15 protein-coding genes are annotated in these 18926 nt (G+C 57.2%); 8 read left to right on the top strand and 7 right to left on the bottom strand.

Annotation, left to right across the window (positions count from 1 at the left end):
* Positions 1-9 precede the first annotated feature (9 nt).
* The 4 genes from B3Z17_RS06860 to B3Z17_RS06875 all read right to left on the bottom strand — a co-directional run bounded on the left by B3Z17_RS06860 (position 10) and on the right by B3Z17_RS06875 (position 6718).
* Positions 10-492 (bottom strand): hypothetical protein, encoded by a 483-nt coding sequence (locus B3Z17_RS06860; protein ID WP_286829118.1) that lies wholly within the window; start codon positions 490-492, stop codon positions 10-12.
* 302 nt (positions 493-794) lie between these two features.
* A complete protein-coding gene (locus B3Z17_RS06865; protein ID WP_286829119.1) occupies positions 795-3398 on the bottom strand; it encodes a VCBS domain-containing protein in 2604 nt (867 codons plus the stop codon).
* A 461-nt stretch (positions 3399-3859) separates the two neighbouring features.
* Positions 3860-6010: an Ig-like domain-containing protein gene (locus B3Z17_RS06870; RefSeq protein WP_286829120.1), complete on the bottom strand. Its 2151-nt coding sequence runs from the start codon at positions 6008-6010 to the stop codon at positions 3860-3862.
* A gap of 186 nt (positions 6011-6196) precedes the next feature.
* Positions 6197-6718, bottom strand: a complete 522-nt coding sequence (locus B3Z17_RS06875; RefSeq protein WP_286829121.1) for a DUF962 domain-containing protein — start codon at positions 6716-6718, stop codon at positions 6197-6199.
* Positions 6719-6839: 121 nt separating this feature from the next.
* Here B3Z17_RS06875 and B3Z17_RS06880 point away from each other — a divergent pair, with 121 nt between their 5' ends.
* A complete protein-coding gene (locus B3Z17_RS06880; RefSeq protein ID WP_286829122.1) occupies positions 6840-7703 on the top strand; it encodes a crotonase/enoyl-CoA hydratase family protein in 864 nt (287 codons plus the stop codon).
* Positions 7704-7783: 80 nt separating this feature from the next.
* Here B3Z17_RS06880 and B3Z17_RS06885 read toward each other — a convergent pair whose 3' ends face one another.
* Together B3Z17_RS06885 and B3Z17_RS06890 are read right to left on the bottom strand one after the other, a co-directional pair.
* Positions 7784-9433 carry a SulP family inorganic anion transporter gene (locus B3Z17_RS06885; RefSeq protein ID WP_286829123.1) on the bottom strand — a complete coding sequence of 550 codons (1650 nt, stop codon included), beginning with the start codon at positions 9431-9433 and terminating at the stop codon, positions 7784-7786.
* A 36-nt stretch (positions 9434-9469) separates the two neighbouring features.
* Positions 9470-10102 (bottom strand): carbonic anhydrase, encoded by a 633-nt coding sequence (locus tag B3Z17_RS06890; RefSeq protein WP_286829124.1) that lies wholly within the window; start codon positions 10100-10102, stop codon positions 9470-9472.
* A gap of 156 nt (positions 10103-10258) precedes the next feature.
* Between B3Z17_RS06890 and B3Z17_RS06895 the strand changes: the two genes are divergently transcribed.
* Positions 10259-11242: a hydrogen peroxide-inducible genes activator gene (locus B3Z17_RS06895; RefSeq protein ID WP_068308492.1), complete on the top strand. Its 984-nt coding sequence runs from the start codon at positions 10259-10261 to the stop codon at positions 11240-11242.
* On the opposite strand, the gene B3Z17_RS06900 is transcribed toward B3Z17_RS06895, so the two are convergent.
* The gene (locus tag B3Z17_RS06900; protein WP_068308494.1) at positions 11197-11814 is read right to left on the bottom strand and encodes a hypothetical protein; all 618 of its coding nucleotides are present in this window, start codon (positions 11812-11814) and stop codon (positions 11197-11199) included. The two genes, B3Z17_RS06895 and B3Z17_RS06900, sit on opposite strands and share 46 nt — an antisense overlap.
* 383 nt (positions 11815-12197) lie before the next feature.
* On the opposite strand from B3Z17_RS06900, the gene B3Z17_RS06905 reads away from it, so the two are divergent.
* From B3Z17_RS06905 to B3Z17_RS06930, 6 genes are all read left to right on the top strand, one after another.
* On the top strand, positions 12198-13925 hold the full coding sequence (locus B3Z17_RS06905) for a diguanylate cyclase (protein ID WP_286829125.1): 1728 nt from the start codon (positions 12198-12200) through the stop codon (positions 13923-13925).
* A 31-nt stretch (positions 13926-13956) separates the two neighbouring features.
* Positions 13957-14859, top strand: a complete 903-nt coding sequence (locus B3Z17_RS06910; protein ID WP_286829126.1) for a patatin-like phospholipase family protein — start codon at positions 13957-13959, stop codon at positions 14857-14859.
* Between the two features lie 123 nt (positions 14860-14982).
* Positions 14983-16221, top strand: a complete 1239-nt coding sequence (locus B3Z17_RS06915; protein ID WP_286829127.1) for a cytochrome P450 — start codon at positions 14983-14985, stop codon at positions 16219-16221.
* Positions 16222-16233: 12 nt separating this feature from the next.
* Positions 16234-16890, top strand: coding sequence for a hypothetical protein (locus B3Z17_RS06920; protein ID WP_286829128.1), 657 nt, complete (start codon positions 16234-16236; stop codon positions 16888-16890).
* Positions 16887-17462 carry a hypothetical protein gene (locus B3Z17_RS06925; RefSeq protein WP_286829129.1) on the top strand — a complete coding sequence of 192 codons (576 nt, stop codon included), beginning with the start codon at positions 16887-16889 and terminating at the stop codon, positions 17460-17462. The genes B3Z17_RS06920 and B3Z17_RS06925 overlap by 4 nt, the downstream gene beginning before the upstream one ends.
* Positions 17462-18877: a Dyp-type peroxidase gene (locus tag B3Z17_RS06930; protein WP_286829130.1), complete on the top strand. Its 1416-nt coding sequence runs from the start codon at positions 17462-17464 to the stop codon at positions 18875-18877. The genes B3Z17_RS06925 and B3Z17_RS06930 overlap by 1 nt, the downstream gene beginning before the upstream one ends.
* The last annotated feature ends 49 nt before the right edge of the window (positions 18878-18926 follow it).

The raw sequence follows: 18926 nt of genomic DNA on the forward strand, positions 1-18926 counted from the left end.
AAACACTCCCTATAATAAGGCACATTTTTGCAGATGAGCGGCACCAATATCAAAATAGTTATGTAAATGTGGCTTTACTGTCTTTAGGTAACTCTTTGCTGCATCCAAAGGCTTACCGTTGCGCCTCACTAGAAAGTGAATCGACGCCAAAAGCTCGTACCACCCTGAAATATCTAGCTCTATTTCATCAGGCTTTTCCAGCACCGCCTTAACGTCTTGCAGCTTATTCTTTACAGCTTCATTGAGCGCCACGTTGGCACTTTCAAAGTCCCCCGACCGTTTTTCTTCATCCAACTGATAGTAATCTTGTGTCAAAGATGTCGAGTAAGGACCCTTAATATACCAGCTATATCCATAGCCAAGATTTACGCCCAATAGCTGAGTAAGATATATGGCCTTTTGAATTCTGACACGATCCTTGACCGAGGAAATCTTATCCTCCTCGTCTAACTCATCAAGCACCAGCTTCAGCGCTATCAACTTGGAGTCCATTTAGCCTTCCCTTCGCACTACTGCACTCTAGATAATGTCGGAATATGAAGAACACAACAAGAACTTCTGTAACAGTCGAGCTGAAATTACGTTGGATAACCAAAAGATGAGTCAAAAATATCACACCAAAAAAGCTAAAAACACACTCAATGGAGGCACTTAATCCACTTCCCCGGCCTCAACTTAAAAACCCAAGCCTAAGCTCCAATTCCCGGCTTACGCAGCTATCCAAGTGCCACTATAGAAAAAGAGGAGCGCGAAATCGCGCTCCCCACCTGTTTCCAGACTTCAGCAGTGCTGTATCAGTCAACGTCGACGCTGATCTGATAGTCGAACTGGAAGTCCCCGCCATGGTCACCACCGCTGAGATAGTTGGTGACGATGAAGGTATACATGCCGGTTTCCTGAACGGTGAAGGTAAACAGCGGATCACCGAAAGGACCATCCGACCGCCAGATTTCGTCATCCGCGAAGCCGATATAACCGGGCTCGGAATTGAAATCGATGTTGGTGCCGAAAGTGGCAAGAGGATCATCGATCACGCCCTGGAAGATGAAGAGCGCTGGATCAAGCGCAGATTCCAGACGGTCCACCTGAATGGTTACAACCGTTCCGGCCTCAAGCGCCACATACCAGAAGTCACTGTGATCCGGATCCGCGGAATTGTACCAGCCAGCCTGGGCTACAGAGCCAATGGCACTGCTGCCAGCCTCCAGGTTGCCTTCCGAGATTTCCGGAATTTCCGGTTCGTCCGTACCGTTGATCGTGATCATGACTTCTTCGGTTGCATCACTGATGCCGTCACTGACGGTCAGGGTGAACACATCCTGCAGTGGGTCAGAATCCCCGTCGAGAGCCTGGACATCCGGGTTGCTGTTATCCAGCGTGTATTCCCAATTGCCGTCGGCATCGACAGTGAGGGTACCATAGGTCCCGACCGCATCGCCGCTCCACTCAAGGTCGTCCGACGCATCAGCATCTGTCGCTTCCACGGTGCCAGTGGCGACTTGGCCGTCGCCGCTGTCTTCCGTGACTTCACCGGTCGTACCGACACCGCTGACCACAGGCGCTTCGTTGGTGCCCACCATGGTGATGGTTACCGTCTCGGTCGCTTCGCCGCCATTGCCGTCAGATACCGTCACATCATAGGTCTGGGTCAGGCTTTCGCCTTCGCCGAGCGCTACGAGGGCGTCGTTATCCACCGTGAAGTCCCAGCTTACCTGGCCCGAACCATCGCCTTGCGACGGGTCGGAGATCGTGGCCACAAAGGTGCCCAGATAGCCTGCGCCGCCGTCGGCAACTGAAACGGAATGACCGTCCGACAGATCAGCGTCGGAGAAATCAAGCGTACCGGAATCCGTCAGCAGTGCGTTGGCAGAGCCAGCAAGGCCGCCCGCAGCACCCAGCAGTTCATAACTGCCTGATGAATCCCTGACCGACAGTTCAAGCGATGCTTCGCCGCCATACTCAAAGAAGAACAGCTCAAGCGAATGGTCGCCAGGTGAGAGGGCAATGCTGCCTTCAAACGGTGCTTCCGGATGATAGCCCGTGTCACTGATGATCAGTTGGCCGTCAACCATGAGGAAGACGCCGTCATCATTGAAGGTCCGGAAGGTATAGGTGTCGGCTTCTGACACGCTAAAGTCGGTGGTGATCCGGGCGAAGAAGACATCATTGATGCCGCCCGTCCCGGATGATCCAGTCGCCGCCGCGGCAGGCCAAGGGTTGCTGCCAGGAATTTCGCCTGCGAAGCCGCCCGGATCATCGGTGAAATCGATCACTTCGGTTTCACCGACATAGTTGGCAGCATGCGTGGCCGCATAATTCTGCAACGTTGCCAGATTGTTGGACTGGAACCCGGTATATTGCTCAACCGTGAACACCAGTGGTCCGGCCTCCCCGGCATCGGGTTCCACAGCTACTGCCGTGACAGACCCAGAATCGCCACCTGCAAACTCAGGCGCGTCATTGACACCATTCACCGTAATGGTGGCGGTTGCATCGCTGGTGCCGCCATTGTTGTCCGACATGGAATAGGAAAGCTCAACCACCGCGCTTTCGCCCGCAGCCAGATAGTCATAGTCGCTGCCCGGGTCCCACTGGACCTGGTTGCCAACAATGGAGGCCGTGCCACCACCCGAGCTGACAGACACGCTGTCAACCGTGTGGGTGTCGCTCAGGTCCACGTCTGTATCGTTGGCCAGAACATCCATTGTGATCGCGGTATTCTCGTCAGTGGAGCCCGCATCGTCAGCGGCCACAGGGCCATCGTTGGCGCCTTCAACCGTGACCGTTACCGAGCCCACTGAAGAATCCGTGCCGTCACTGACGGTATAGTCCACAACAACCTCGGCGGTTTCGCCAACGGCCAGATAGTCAAAGCTGCCAGCTGCATCATATGTCAGGCTGCTGCCATCAAGGCTGCCGGCGGACGCGCCGGTAACCGTCATCTCGTCGCCTTCATAGTCCCAGGCACCAGCCAGAAGGTCGAGGCTGCCATCGCCATCTTCCGATACCGTCATGGCATGATCATCGACCAGCGGCGCGTTATTGCCGGTCAGGTCAATTGTGAAATTGTCAAACACCAGTCTGTCGAAGTGCTTCAGGGTGTCTGTGCCATCGTCCCCCGACACAATGAAAGCATTCCCCCTGCCATCTTCAAATGTATAGTCCCGCACATCGCCTGAGAAGACGGCCGTATTCGACCCATCATTCCCATAGAGTGTGTCGTCACCTGCTCCACCGGTGACCGTATCATCGCCGTCCCCGGCATTTACGCGGTCGGCATTGCCTGTCCCCACAATGACATCATCGCCGTCCCCGCCGTTGATTTTGTTTTCGGTTGCTTCGATGACATCATCGTCATCGGTGCCGTTATCTACGCCACCATTACCGCCCTTAGGCATTGTCGTGTCCTTTCCCAGCATTTACCCCCAGCCGTGCAAATTTGGGAACTCCGAACTATCGAGCGCGTCATTGTATCTCAAATTTAAATAAAATTTTAACGAATTATTGCGTTTCTTCATGTTGTGATACTGAAATTAGGTTGTATTTTTAGCTAGATTTAAGCATCGGATACTATTAGTTGTATTTTATTAACCATAATTTCGATGAAAATCTTTTGGATTACTGGGAAAGAGAACAAAAAAAGCGCCTGATTGGGCGCTTTTTTCTTGTAACCTTATGTTCTGGCCGATCACACGCAGATCAACTTTAGTTTGTAGCGCTATTTGAGGTATTTCTTGGCCCGCGCCTCAATTTCTTTTTTTAACCCTGTTTCCAGCCCCCTATGTAGGGGGCCATTCGGGTCTGGCAGGCAGATGCCGGGGGCTGGAGCAATCGACATCCAGGCCCCCGACCATTACCGTCAGAAGATGAAATCATCGGCGCCAAGATCGCCGGCGTTCACATTGACAAGGGCAATGATATCGCCGCCACCAAAGTCGATATAGGTAATCGACCCTGCATCGATGATGTTGAGGTCATCAAAACTGTTCACACCACTCATGCCGGAAACATCAATCTTGTCCGTCCCGTCCTGATAGTCGAACACATAGTCATCAGCGAACCCATCAGCGAAAACGAAAGTGTCTGCGTCCAACCCACCCCACATATAGTCGCGGCCAGCGCCGGACTGCAGCGTGTCATTGCCGCCTTCGCCGTACAGCCGGTTTGCGTATGAGCTGGCGCTTTCGGTCACAATGGTGATGACATCGTTGCCGTTGCCACCGGACAAATGGTTGAAGCGCACACCATATTGGGATCCGGTTTCATCAGACCCGATGATCGTCAGTGTGTCGTCACCATCATGCCCATAGAGCCTGTTGCTGTATACTTGGGCATTATAAACCGTATTCGTGACATCGGATGCGTCAATGATCAGCTCGTCATCACCGGCACCGCCATACATCTGTTGGTAATATGTGTAGCTGTAGTAGTTACCGTCACCGTTCTGGTCGACTGTCAGGCTGTCATTGCCGGCATCGCCATAAAGGTAACTGTTATAGATGCCTGCATCGCCGGAATTGGTGGCATTCTGCTGCAGCAGGAAGCTGTCATCACCATCGCCTGCATGGTAGCGCGTATTATAGATGAAGCTGTTGCCCCAGCCATAACCAGATCCATCACCATTGACTTGCAGATAGGCTTCGTCATTGCCCTGATCGCCGTAGAAGAAGTTATAGTAGGCATATCCCTGATAATCGCCATTGATCTGCAGCACGAGCAAATCATCGTCTGCGCCACCGCTCAGGCCATTATAATAACCCCACCCTTGCGCGCCGCTACCCGACTGCAGACCAAGCGCATCATCGCCACCGTCGCCATACAGCCAGTTATTATAGAGATTGCCCGGCTCGTTGCCTTCAGCGAAAGACCGCAACTGGACGATATCATCACCATCATAAAGATATGCCCGGGTGCCATAGATATAATAGTCGACGTCATAGGCGAACTCATTGTCACCGTTATCGCCATGGAAGGTTTCGTAATAGAGATATTCGACATTGACGATATCCTCGGCCCCCAGGTCAATCGGGGCCTGGCTAAGCTCGAACTCGTCATTGCCAACACCGGTTATGGTGATTGACACCGTCGCCGTATCTTCGCCGCCGTTTCCGTCAGAAACCGTATAGGTAAAGCTGTCCGCCGCGGTTTCACCGTCTTCCAGGTCATCAAATGCGCCAGCCGGATCATAGCTGTAGGTCCCATTGGCATGCATCATCACAACAGCGCCAGAAGCAAGCGTGATGGTGGACCCCACGGCGCCACCGGCAACGGCTGTAACCGTCAGGGTGTCGCTTTGGTCTACATCGCTGTCATTGTCGAGCGCATAACCGATAATCGGCGGCCCTTCTTCGCTAACCGTGCCGCTGTCGTCCACAGCGTCAGGCGCATCGTTTACACCCTCAACTGTTACCGTGACCGACCGCATCACCTCGTTGGTGCCATCCGTGACTGTAAAATCAAAGACCAGGACTTCGGTTTCGCCCACAGAGAGATAGTCGTACGACCCCGCGGCATTGAATTCGAAGACACTGGTCCCACCCACAACCGAAATGGCCTCGCCTTCATAGTCCCAGGCACCGGCAAGAAGATCAGTGCTGCCGGAACCATCTTCGGAAACTGTCAGGAAGGCGTCTTCAACCAGCGGCGCGTTATTGGTGCCGTCAATCAGTAAGGTGAAATTATCGAACACGAGCGTGTCGATATGTTTCAGGGTATCTGTGCCATCGTCGCCTGAAACGATGAACGCGTTGCCCTTGCCGTCTTCAAATGAATAGTCACGAACGTCGCCTGAAAATACGGCCGTGTCTGATCCGTCATTGCCATACAGCGTGTCGTCCCCGGCGCCACCGGTGACCGTGTCATCGCCGTCGCCCGCATTGACGCGGTCAGCGGCGTCTGTACCCGTGATGACGTCACTGCCATCACCACCATTGATTTTGTTTTCCGTTGCTTCGATGACATCATCATCGTCGGTGCCGTTGTCTACGCCACCATTACCACCCTTTGGCATGTCGATACCCAGCTTTCCGTATGCCCCAACCGCAGCTTCAAATACGGAATATCAACCTCTCGGGTGACGAGGAGTATACAGGATAAAACGCCTAAACTTTAGGTAAAGTTGTCCGTTAACCATAAATAAAATCAATGACTTACATCGTACCCGGCATGCTTTCAGGATTCTATTTTCAGGGGAAAATTAACCGTCATTTTTGGGCATATATTTCTTGGCCCGCGCTTCCACTTCTTTTTTTAACCCTGTTTCCAGGCCCATCATGAACAGCACTTCCGCGATCAGGAAAGCCGGAGCGATAAAGACCTGAGTCAGATTGTCAAAAAGCGCCGGCTTGCGACCTTCGAAAATATGGCCGGTGAACTGGATGGCCCAGCCCACGATAAACAGCACTGCGAAGCTTTTGACGGCGAAGGCCGTGCCCTCAAGCGCCATAATCTCGGCAAGGTACAGCAGCAGGCCGTATATCAGCACAGCGATGGTGCCAATCAGCGGCGCATTGATAATGTAATAAAGCAGCAGCACGCCAATCAGGGCCGCCGCCAGCGTGATCCGCCCGACCTCCAGCGCCATCAGCGGCACGGTGCTGGTGAGCACAAGAAGCGAAAAGACAATCATCGGCACGCCGATATGATGCGTGGCCTGGTTGCGGCCATCGCGGTGATAGGCCGAATACATGGCCAATTGTTCCAGAAACCAGGTTTTCATCGAAGCCTCCCTCCCCAAGGATTTCACTTAAAATGGACTGAACAGTCTGGAAAGGCAAGCGGGCGCGCACTTTCCTCCGCCGCGCACCGCCCTATGATCACATCAAACAGGGAGCCCCAAGATGAGCTATGAAACACTGATCTATGACCAGGACGGCCCGGTTGTGACCGTCACACTGAACCGGCCCGATAATATGAATGCCTTCACCCCCACCATGGGACGGGAAATGGAAGAGGTGCTGGACCGCGCCGACAATGACGACAGCGTGCGCGCCGTGATCTTCACCGGCGCCGGGCGGGCCTTCTGCGCAGGCATGGACCTCTCGGCCGACGGCAATGTGTTCGGGCTGGATGAGACCGTGGACCCCACATCGCCTGAAATGGAAAAGAACCGCGACACCGGCGGGCGGGTGGTCTTGCGCATGTACCGCATGAAAAAGCCGCTGATTGGTGCCATCAACGGCGCCAGCGTGGGCGTGGGCACCACCATGCAGCTGCCGATGGACGTGCGCATCGCGTCGCCCTTCGCCAAATTCGGCTTCGTGTTCGCCGAGCGCGGCATCACGCTGGAGAGCTGTGCCAGCTGGTTCCTGCCGCGCCTGGTGGGCATCGCGAAAGCAGCCGAATGGTCCTACACGGGCCGCGTCTTCAAGGCGAATGAGGCACTGGCCGGCGGCCTGATTTCAGAGATTGTCGAACCCGACGCGCTTCTGGCGCGCGCCCATGAGATCGCGGAGAGCTTTTCAGCGCGCACAAGCGCCATGTCTGTGGCGCTGAACCGGCAACTTCTGTGGCGCATGATGGGGGCCAGCCACCCGATGGAGGCCCACAAAGCCGAAAGCCGCACCATGCTGCACACCAGCATGCGCGACGGTAAGGAAGGGGTTCAAAGCTTTCTGGAGAAACGCGACCCGGCCTTCAAAGACAGCGTGTCAGATGGTCCGCCTGCAGGCTTCGACTGGGACGCGGAGCCAGACTTCAGGTAGACCCAAATTTCTGAAAGACTGATTTCAGGCAAAAAAAATGGGCGCCCCAAAGGGCGCCCAAGGTGGATAGGAAAAGTGAATTACTCAGCCGGTACAGCCGCCATGCGCAGCGTATCGGTTTCATCCTTTTCGATCAGGTTCGCCGCTTCCGTCAGCGCAACCATGCGGTTGTCAAACCAGTGGGCGTCTGCCATGCCGGTCGCCACCTGAAGGCCGTCGATCACAGACCGCACGTCTACTGACGCACCCACGAAGAACAGGCCCTTGCCTGCGTGGCGGGCGTCCTCAACGATGGTTTCCACAGCCTTGGCAGCTGAGAGGTCGAGGAACGGCACGCGGGTGAAATCCATGATCAGGATACGCGTGGCGCCATCGGCTTTCTCGCGCACATGGTGACCCAGGTCAGCCGCTGCACCGAAGGAAAGCGGGCCGCCAAAGTCGAACACGGAAACCCGGTCCCTCAGCGAGGTCAGAAGCGCACGCTCCTCTGGGTCAGCCACTTCACGGTCAATCACCTGCAGGTTCTTGATCTGCTGCTCCGAGAGCTGCTTGATGAAGGCGAGAGCCGCCAGCACCACACCAGCCGCCACGGCAGTGATCAGGTCAACGAACACAGTCAGGCCCAGAACAACAGCCATCAATGCCAGGTCCCAGCGCGGACCTTTGTGGGCACGCTTCAGGTAGGTCCAGTCGATGATGTCATAGCCAACCTTGATCAGGATACCGGCGAGGGCGGCATGCGGGATCAGGCTTGCCACCGGTGCCAGCACCAGCGCGACTGCCAGAAGCACAAGGCCGTGGATCATGCCGGAAAGCTTGAACTGGCCGCCAGAGCGGATGTTCACAACTGTCCGCATGGTAGCACCCGCGCCCGGCACAGCACCAAAGAGGCCTGCGATGGTGTTACCGATGCCCTGACCCACCAGTTCCTGGTTCGAATCATGGCGCGTGCGCGTCATGTTGTCGGCCACAAGGGAGGTCAGAAGGCTGTCGATGGCACCCAGAAGCGCCAGCAGCACAGCGGCTTCAAGCACGATGAAGATCGTGTCGCCGGAGAAGGCCGGCATAATGAAGGACGGCAGACCGGTTGGTACGTCACCCAGGATCGGCGCACCGGAGATCATTACCGAAAGGCCCGTGGCGATCGCAAGCGCCGCCAGGGGCGCAGGCACCCATTTGCCCAGGTTCTTCGGCCAGAAGAATACGATTGCAAGCGTCAGCAGGCCAAGCGCAAGCGCGACCATGTTCGGGTCCATCACGGCGCCCGGAATGGAGGCAATAGCGGGGATAGTGCCGCTGCCTTCCGGCTCATGACCGAACAGACGCGCCAGCTGGAGCGCGATGATGATCACGCCGATGCCGCTCATGAAGCCGGACACTACAGGGTACGGCACCAGGCGGATAAATTGGCCAAGCTTGAAGACCCCGAACAGGATCTGCAGCAGGCCCGCCAGCACCACGGCCGCGAAAACCAGCGCGGGTTCACCCGACAGGCTGGCGAACACGCCCGCGAACACAACAACCATCGGGCCGGTCGGGCCGGAAATCTGGCTGCCGGTACCACCAAAGAGGGCGGCAAAGAAACCAACGATGATAGCGCCGTACAGACCCGCGATCGGGCCGGCGCCAGACGCTTCACCAAAGGCAAGCGCCAGCGGCAATGCAACGATACCGGCCGTCAGGCCGCCCATCACGTCGCCGCGGATGTTTGAAGTATCAAGGAATTTCATTTTTCTTGTCCTGCTGTCTCAGGGGGGGCCGCCGCTTTATGCGACGGCTTTTTTATGGGCGAGGGCATTGAAGCTGCCCGTGGCTGCGTCATAGGCATGCACTTCACCGTGGCCGATATCATAGACCCAGCCATGCAGGGAGATCTTGCCTTCTGCGAGGCCCGCGGCCACAACAGGGTGTGTGCGAAGGTGCTGAAGCTGCAGCAGCACGTTTTCTTCCGTCACAGCCTTGAGGAAATCCTTGCCTTCAAGGTCTGGATACTTGCGGCGGGCAACAGCCACAGCAGCCCGGCTGTGCGCCAGCCAGTTGGATACGTGGGGGAGTTCCGTCAGCGCTTCCGGGTTGATGGCGCCTTTCATGGCACCACAATCGGTGTGGCCGCATACGACAATGTCGGTCACGCCCAAAACGGCGACGGCAAACTCGATGGAGGCGGTGTTGCCGCCAGTGTGGGTGCTGTGCGGCGGTACAATATTACCTGCGTTACGGCAGATGAACAGATCACCCGGCTCGGCCTGGGTGATCATGCCAGGGTCGATGCGGCTGTCGGCACAGGTGATCATCAGCACCTCAGGACTTTGGCCCGATGCCAGGTCCTCGAACAGCGCTTTGCGCTCGGGAAACACCTCGTGTTTGAACTTCAGCACGCCATCAACAATTTTGTCCATCATACTCTCCTGCGTTTGTGAGCCACCGCCCATGGGGAAGGGTTGGCGGTGGCGAAAAATTCCGTGGCTTGGATGTATTCGCAGGTAAGTGATAATTCAATTGGCATATTTTCATAAATAGTGATAGGAAACAGCTATCACACAAAAGAGGCCCTCATGGCAGATATTGGATACCCCACGCTCAAACAACTTATGTATTTGCAGGCTGTGATAAAGGAAGGCAGCTTCCGGGCTGCGTCCCAGAAACTGGGGGTGTCGCAGCCCACAATCACCTCGCAGATTGCCGCGCTTGAAGAGACGCTGGGCATGGTGCTGCTGGAACGGTCGCGGTCTGGCACAATCCCCACGGCGGCCGGGCGCGACCTGATCCCGCACATCACCAACATCGAGACAGAAGTGAACGGCATTCGCGAACAGGCGCGCTTTGCCAGCACCGGCGGCAGTGGGGTTCACAGGCTGGGGGTACCGCCCACCCTGGGGCCCTATTTCCTGCCGGAAGTCTTGTCAGAGGTGCACACCACGGACCCGACCCTCAGGCTTTATGTGCGCGAAGGGACCCCGCGCGAGCTTGAAAACGGCCTTCTGGACGGTCGCTACGACCTGATTCTCACCACCATGCCGGTTGAGATCGGCGGTTTGGTGGTCGAACCCCTGTTCGGCGAACCCTTCAAGCTGTGCGCGCCACCGGACCATCCGCTTGTTGGCAAGGGCAAGGTGGATGCCAGCGCCATCAAGGGCGAACGCCTGCTGGCGATCGAGGAACGCCACCGCCTGTTCGAGCAGATGCAGGCCATGGCCAACCAGTTCGGCGCCCGACTGATGCGGGACTATGAAGGCACCAGCCTGGATACGGTGCGGCAGATGATCGGCACGGGGTTTGGCCTGGCGTTCCTGCCGGCCCTCTATATCCGCAGTGAGATTGCCCCCCGGAATGACGTCACAGTGCTGGAAATGAGCGAAACCCCATCAGACAGGGATGTGGTACTGGCCTGGCGGCCGACTGCGGCCAAACGCCAGCTGTACCGGTCGCTCGCCAGCCAGATGCGGCGGATTTGCCGCGACAAGCTGGCGGATTGCCTGCATGTAGCAGCGCCTCAGTCCACGTCGGTGCCCGGTGACGGCGACAAATACCCATCATAGGCTGCCAGCAGCTGATCCCCGATGCTGTTCAACAGCGCCAGATGCTGGACAAATTTGCGGGCCGCTTTGTCCGATACCTCGTCATACTGAATATCAATGGTCAGGTTGGTATATTCGCGCATGAAAAAGCGGGCGTAATCGCGGTAATAGCTTTGCGTGTCATAGACGCCGGCAAGCCGGGCAACATGATCTGCCGGCATGCGGCCCAGCACTTCTGTCATTTTGGCTGACGTCCAGGCCGAATCGCTCAATGAACTGGAAGAGATCGCGAGATGGGGGCCGATCCGGTCGATCAGGGGCGGCCTATTTTCGTCTGCACCTGTGTTGTTCTTCAGCGCTGCTGTGATGGCCGCGATATTGGCATTGTTTTCAGCAATGGACGCCCTGACTTCCCGCCGGTTGGTCTCAACCTCCAACTGAATGCGCGACAGGGCAACATCGGCCCGCTGCTGAAGCTCCATATCGTCGCGCCAGCTCTCCAGCCACAGCGCCAGCAAAACGGCAAAGACAATGCCGGTAATTTCAAGTGCCGCATCTTTTATGTTGAAGCGTGATTTTCCCTGGCCCGCCATCGCCTTTCCCCCTTCGTAAAAGCCTTCAACAGCAATCTGGCATAGTGCAAGCTTATTGTCACACCGTTGCTGACCCTCCCATCAAGTGATGGACGGCCCGAAATGCCGCGTTAGTTGCGTTTCCTGGACAATAGATTGCGTTAACTCAACAAAAAGACTGCCTAAACAGGGGTCACACCATGGAAGCTGGTTCCATTTCCGGTGCAATTACTACAGAAATGGTGAGATTTAGTCCCTGATACCAAAAAAATATGCGGCTTTATCAAATAGTTTTGCTAGATTGGCCTCTCCAAGACCTTGGTGGGGGCATCAATATTCGTATGAGGCCGGATTTCGGGACCCTTGTTCCTGTTGTGTGATGAACAATGTTTGGTAAAGCGACTATGGCTTTTTGGAAATTTACCTTCGCGTCCCTCTGGCTTGTGCTTCTGACACTGTCGCAGCCCGGTCTCGCCAAAAATCATCTCGAAATAGATGGCCTCGAGTCTGTCGTCGATGTAACGCCTTACCTGCACGTTCTTGAAGATCCCAAACGCGAATTCACTGCTGATGATCTGCGTGACGGGCTTTTCAATGCCCGCTTCGAGCCACTATACCGGGGCGCCGCAAATTATGGCTTTTCACGGTCCGACTGGTGGGTGCGCTTCACCGTTAAGAACAGTGGCGCCAAGGCCGATAAGGTTACCTTCAAACTTGATTATCCGCTGCTTGACTATGTCGATGTCTGGGTCCTCTCGGGCAAGGAACAGGTACAAAGCTGGGAAACAGGCAACAGGCGCCCCTTTGGCAGCCGCCCGATCCGGCACCGTGATTTCCTTTTCCCGCTGACACTGGCGGCCGACGAGCAACAGACCGTCTATATGCGCGTACGCACGGAAGGGCCGGTGAACATTGGTCTGTCGCTCTATGATCAACATACGCTGCTGCCGAAAATCGAACTCGAATATATGGCGTTCGGTGCTTATTTTGGCGGCTTCCTGTTGCTGGCCCTGTGTATTTCGCTTCTGTATCTGGTAGACCGCCACCTGGCGTTTCTCTATTACCTGACCTACATCCTGAGCTACAGCAGCTATATGATGGCCTTCAATGGCCTGGCCTTCCAGTATCTGTGGCCCGACGCGCCGGAGTTCGGCCAGATCAGCCGGCCCGTGCTCCTGACCTTGTCGATCATCTTCCTGCTGCAATTCTCGCGCTCGCTGCTGGGCATCAAGCGCCTGTCGCCGTTTTTGCACCGGGCCGTCACCAGCCTGCAGCTGATACTGGTGCCAATCCTGTTGTCCGTGCCGTTCATCGGCTATGGCAACCTGGTGATGCCGCTTGCCGTCCTCAACCTGATGGCACTTGGCCTTGTCCTGGCGATGGGCATTGTGGCCCATATTCGGGGCGAAGCCGCCGCGCGCTACTATCTGATGGCTTGGTCGGTCTTCCTGGTCGGCCTGCTTCTTTACCTCCTGAAAGTGTTTGGCCTGCTGCCCCATAATTTCATCACCCATTATGGCTTCCAGGTTGGGTCCTTCTTCGAATTCATCTTCCTGTCCGCGGCCCTTGGCGTACGCGTCAAGCAGCTGCGCCACCAATCGCATATCGACCCGCTGACGGGCCTGGCGAACCGTCGTCATTTTGACGAAGAGCTTGAGGCCGAATTCGACTTCAGCGCGCGCCCGGAAGCTGACCTGTCGCTGCTGGTGATCGACGTGGACAACTTCAAGAAATTCAATGACGAGTTTGGGCACGCCATCGGTGACCAGGTCTTGCGCGAGCTGGGCCGTATTTTCAAAACCCGCATCCGCCGCCCGGGCGCCGCCTACCGCTATGGTGGTGAGGAGTTCGCGGTGCTGCTGCCGCGGACTGGCAGTGAAGAAGCGGTTATCCTGGCGGAACGCCTGCGCGACCATGTGGCCATGGATATGGCGCTCAAGAAAGTGTCCATCAGCGTCGGCGTTGTCAGCCGCCGGGACGACAATTTTGCCTCTGCCGCAGATTTCTTCGACGCCGGAGACGAAGCCCTGTACCGCGCCAAGGACAGAGGCCGCGACTGCGTGGCTGTCCACCGCAGCGATGCGGCGCCAAAGCCCGACCCGACAGGCGACGTGAACGGTGCCCTGGCCTGATGGCAGCGACCGGCAGACACTGGGGGCATGCATGACGTCCGGCAAATCTGATATCGAAAACCTTGTGTTCGAAGGCGGCGGCGTGCGCGGCATTGCCTATGCCGGGGCGCTGAAGCTGCTGGAAGAGCGCGGCATGATGAAGGGCGTGCGCCGGGTGGCGGGGTCGTCCGCAGGTGCTTTCGTCGCCCTGCTCCTGAGCCTGGGCTATTCATCCGATGGCCTGAAGGACGCCCTGAAGGCCATGCAGTTCAAAACGCTGGAGGACAAGCCCAACCCGATCCGGGTGGCAACCCATTATGGCCTCTATAAGGGCGAAGTACTCTATGACTGGATCGCCCGCCAGGTAACCGATCTCGGACTGCCTGAAAGCCTGACATTTGCCGACCTCGCGACCGAGGGAAAGCGGGAGCTCAAGGTGTTCGCCACCGACCTGACCATCCGCAACACCCGCGAGTTTTCTGCCGAACAGACACCCGATGCATCCGTGGTGGGGGCCGTGCGTGCCTCCATGTCGATCCCGTTGATGTATGCGGCCTGGCAGTTCCCGGACGGCAAGCCCAACAATCATCTCTATGTGGATGGCGGCACGGTCTATAACTATCCGATCAGCGCGTTTGACGGCGAACGGGATATCACAGACAGCACGCTGGGCTTCTGTTTCACGCGCGGGGCCGACACGGCGCCCGCGCATCTTGAACTGGATAATCTGTTCGAGTTTACCAAAAGCCTGTTCGCCACGCTTCTGAGCGCCCAGGCCATCGATTTCGACCGCGACCCGGAGCAGGTTCGCCGCAGCGTGCTGATTGACGACCTGGGCTTCAAGGCAACAGACCTCGACCTTTCGGCCACCAATTTCGACCGGCTTTATACCTCTGGCTATCAGGCTACACAGCGCTATTTCGACGACGATCCCGGCATGAGGACAATCCTCTGAAGCCACCCCCTTTTCAGGAAGCTGGACAGGCGCGCATGGGTTGGATAGGCTCATCCTGTGATGGTATGTCACACCTGCCGTGGGGGCGGCATATGGATAGGCGCACATATTGGGGGTTACCGCATGAAGCCAGCTGCGGGGACAGAGAAGCTGTCCAGTCTTCAGGATAAACGGCCTGGGCCTATCGCCCAGTTCCTGACCACATTACTCGTCCGCCGGATCATTCCGGGCACATTCGCCATACTCAGGCGTTTCGCCCCAGCATTCCGGTTCCCATTCACCAACACTGTTATCGTCACCAGTTTCGACCTGGTGCAGGAAGTGTTCAGCCGCCAGAAGGATTTCCCGGTGCCCTACCAGCGCCAGGTGGATTATCTGGACTGGAAACCCACCTTCCTGTTGGCGATGAAAGACACACCCGCTTACTGGGAAACGCTTGAGAACGTCAAAAAGCTCTGGCGCACCGAGGACCTGAAGTTCGTCGGCCAGATCGCGAATGAAGTCAGCCAGCAGGCGCTCGACAAGGCAGGCGACAGGATTGATGCGATCCAGGGCCTGATGGTGCCCGTCACCGAAGCGGTGATCGACCGCTATTATGGTGTGCCGATCCCATCGGAAAAACGCCAGGACTTCTTCAACGGCTGCATGCATGTGGCCGGCTTCCTGTTTGGTGCCCAGTCCACCGCGCCCAAGGTTGTCGCTGGCGCCCAGGCCGCCGTCAAAGTCGTGTGGGAGGTGATTGATGACGCCATCGCGAGCGCACGCAAGAACCCGCTGCCGGACACCACCATCATCGGCCGCTGCCACGCCCAGAATATTGTCGATGACCAGGCGCTGAGGTCCTACCTGATGGGCATGATCATGGGCTATCTGCCCACCAACACGTTGGCGAACGGCCATGCGCTGGATGTGATCATGAACAACCGCACAGGCTATCAGACGGCATGTGACGCGGCGGCGGCAGACGATAGCGGCATGATCCTGAAGTGTGTCCATGAAGCGCTTCGGATCAGCTATATCCTGCCCGGCCTGTGGCGCACGGCACCCGAGGACCAGGAGATCGGGATCGGCTCAAAGAAGACCTACAAGATCAAGAAGGACCAGTTGGTCTATATCTCCGGCATGTCGGCCATGAAGGACAAGCGCCGGATTGCCGACCCGAACAGGTTCGACCCGAACAGGTCAAAGGACGTCTATATGGTCTACGGCTATCACTTCCATTACTGCGTCGGCGACAAGATTGCCGACACCATGATGGAAGAGATTTTCACGGCCATCTTCAAACGCAAGCCAAAGGCGGGCGGCAAGATGGTCTATAACGGGAACTTCCCCTGGAACTTCTTCCTGTCCTACGAAAAATAAAGGGGGGCCGCCATGCCGCTTGTACCCATTCATTTCAAGGGGAAGTCCAACCCCATGACGGTGATCACACCGGTTAAAAGGGGCTGGGGCCGGTTCCTGACCAAGGTGATCCTGTTCATCTTCCACCACCTGCCGCTTGGCGTGGTCAAGGAACTGGCATTCATCCATTTTGCCCGCTGGATCCTGATTGAGGGTGACAAACTACCGCGCCTGAGCCCGGACCAGCCGGTGGAAGACAAATGGCCCTATGACCTTTATCTGTTCACCACCAATTTCAACGGGCCCTGGGACCAGTATATTGATGCCTTCGGCCGCATTCACGCGGTGTCAAAAGGCCTCAACATGCTGTGGTACACCAGCCGGGGCTTTGAAGGCTCGTGGCCGATGCGGCATTTCAAGCGCTATATCCACTATTTCGAGAATGAACAGCATCTCTATTATAACGCCTACCCTGGCGCGACGGTGCGCGATATCGATGCATCCACAAGGCTGAACACGGAACTGGAAGCTTTCCTCGCGGACACGGAAAACGAGATGGACGACGCCGAGTTTGGCCGCCGCTACCGCGCTTTCGTGAACCAGGTTTCGCCCTGGCTTGGCAAATCGGGGCTGGAGCCAGAGCATGAAGCGCTGCTCCACCGCGCCCGCCCGCTGGAGTTGAGCCAATGACCGAGCACAGTTTCCTGACCGCCTTCTCGCCCATTGAACACCGCCGCAACGACCCAGATGGCCGCGAAGCCACCATCCGCAAGACGCTTCTGAGCCACGAGCAGGACGACAGCCCGTTTGCCGATTGCCCGATGGTTCATATGGCGCGCGTGCAGATTCTGGACCAACTGGTACCGCCCATGGGGGATGTCTCGGGCTCTGGCCTGAAGACCAAATATCTGATCTTCGCCGCCGATATCGACGGCCGGATCGATGATTTCCTCGATGCCCTCTACCGGCGCGATACGGACTTCGTCCATAATGTATGGGGCCAGTGCATCGGCTATCCGGACTTCCGGGGGGCTGTCTTCTTTCGCCGCTATATCGACGCCTGCAGCTTCCATAATCCGCTTGGCTATGCCGGCTTCCCCTTGAGCGTCGGGGAAACGCTCCTGCAGCTTAGGCGCAAGAATGCGCTGGCAGACTTTGTCTCCGACCATCAGGGACTGTCGGACAAGGAACTGCAAGCGGCGTGGCGGAAAAACCGCGAAAGCCTCAAAAATCCCGATCTGCCAAAGCCAGGAACATTCTGATGAGCAGCACCACGATCAACACCAAGGACGTTCAGGGCATCTTCAAGGGCTTTGGTCTCGCGTGGCCCAAGGGGCGCTTCTTCTTCCTGCGCTATGATGACGACAAGGCGGGCCGGGCGCTCATCAGGCACCTGATGCCGCTCACCAGCTTTCATGACCTCAAGTCGGTCAAACCGGACGTGTGCGTAAACGCCGCCTTTACCTGCGCGGGGCTTGAGGGCCTGAAGCTGGACAATGACCTTCTTTACAGCCTGCCGGAAGACTTCCGCGACGGCATGCGCAGGCGCGCGAAAATCAATGGCGACGCTGGCGCAAGCGCGCCCGAGCATTGGGAAGACATCTGGGCTGACCATCAGGTGCATCTGTGGGTGGGCGTCTATGCCCGCACCGACGCGCTTCTGAAAGACTGGGACAAGGCCTTCACCACCTGGGTTGCCAAGACAAAGGGTGTTGCCATTGTCGGCAGCCAGGATGTCAGCCGCATTGTCTCCAGCCCCGATGTGCCGGTTTATATCGAGGACAAAACGAGCCAGCCCGAAAAGCCCGTGCTGCTGGAGCATTTCGGCTTCCGCGACGGCATCGGCAACCCGCCGATCAAGGGCCTTAATGACAAGCACGTCACCGGCGGCGGGCGCATCACACCGGAGGGCGAATGGGCCGACTTCCCGGCAGGCGAGTTCATCCTGGGGCATGTGGACACCAACGGTGAAATGCCGATCGCGCCAAAGCCCGATGCCTTCGCCAGGAACGGGTCCTTCATGGTGCTTCGGAAGCTGGCACAGGATGTGGACCTGTGGCGGGATTACCTGAAGGGCCAGGCGTCGAAGCTTGGGGCAGACGCAGACGATATCGCCAGCCGCATGGTCGGCAGGCGCCGGGACGGCACGCCCCTGATGCCCGCCCATGACGATTTCGATTTCCGCTATTCATCGGACCCTGAAGGCCGGGTGTGCCCGATGGGATCGCACATGCGGCGCACCAACCCACGTGACAGCTCTGGCGCCAGCTTCGGGTCCCTTCTGGTGGACCGGCACCGCATCCTGAGGCGCGCCATCACCTATGGTGAGCTGGTGCCCACAGGCAAAACGCAGGAAGAGGTGAACGGCGAGGACGGCCAGGGCCTGATGTTCATCGTGCTGAACGCCAGCATCTCGCGCCAGTTCGAGTTCGTGCAGCAACAGTGGGTGAATTACGGCAACGAGTTCAACCAGGGCAATGACCGCGACCCGATCATCGGCACCCAGTGCGGGCACGACCAGATGGTAATCCCGGGCGACAATGCCGCCGGGCGCGACACCATGGTGTGCGATAACCTGCAGCAGTTTGTGGTGTGCCGAGGCGGCGACTATTTCTTCCTGCCCAGCATCAGCGCGTTCGAGGCCCTTGCATCCGACAGCCAAGGCTGGCGGCGGTAAAATGCGCCCCCGGCCTGACCCGGCCAAGCGCGCGCAACATACATTGTGG

It is taken from the genome of Kordiimonas sp. UBA4487 (genome assembly GCF_002389025.1).
Taxonomy (GTDB): Bacteria; Pseudomonadota; Alphaproteobacteria; order Sphingomonadales; family Kordiimonadaceae; genus Kordiimonas; species Kordiimonas lacus.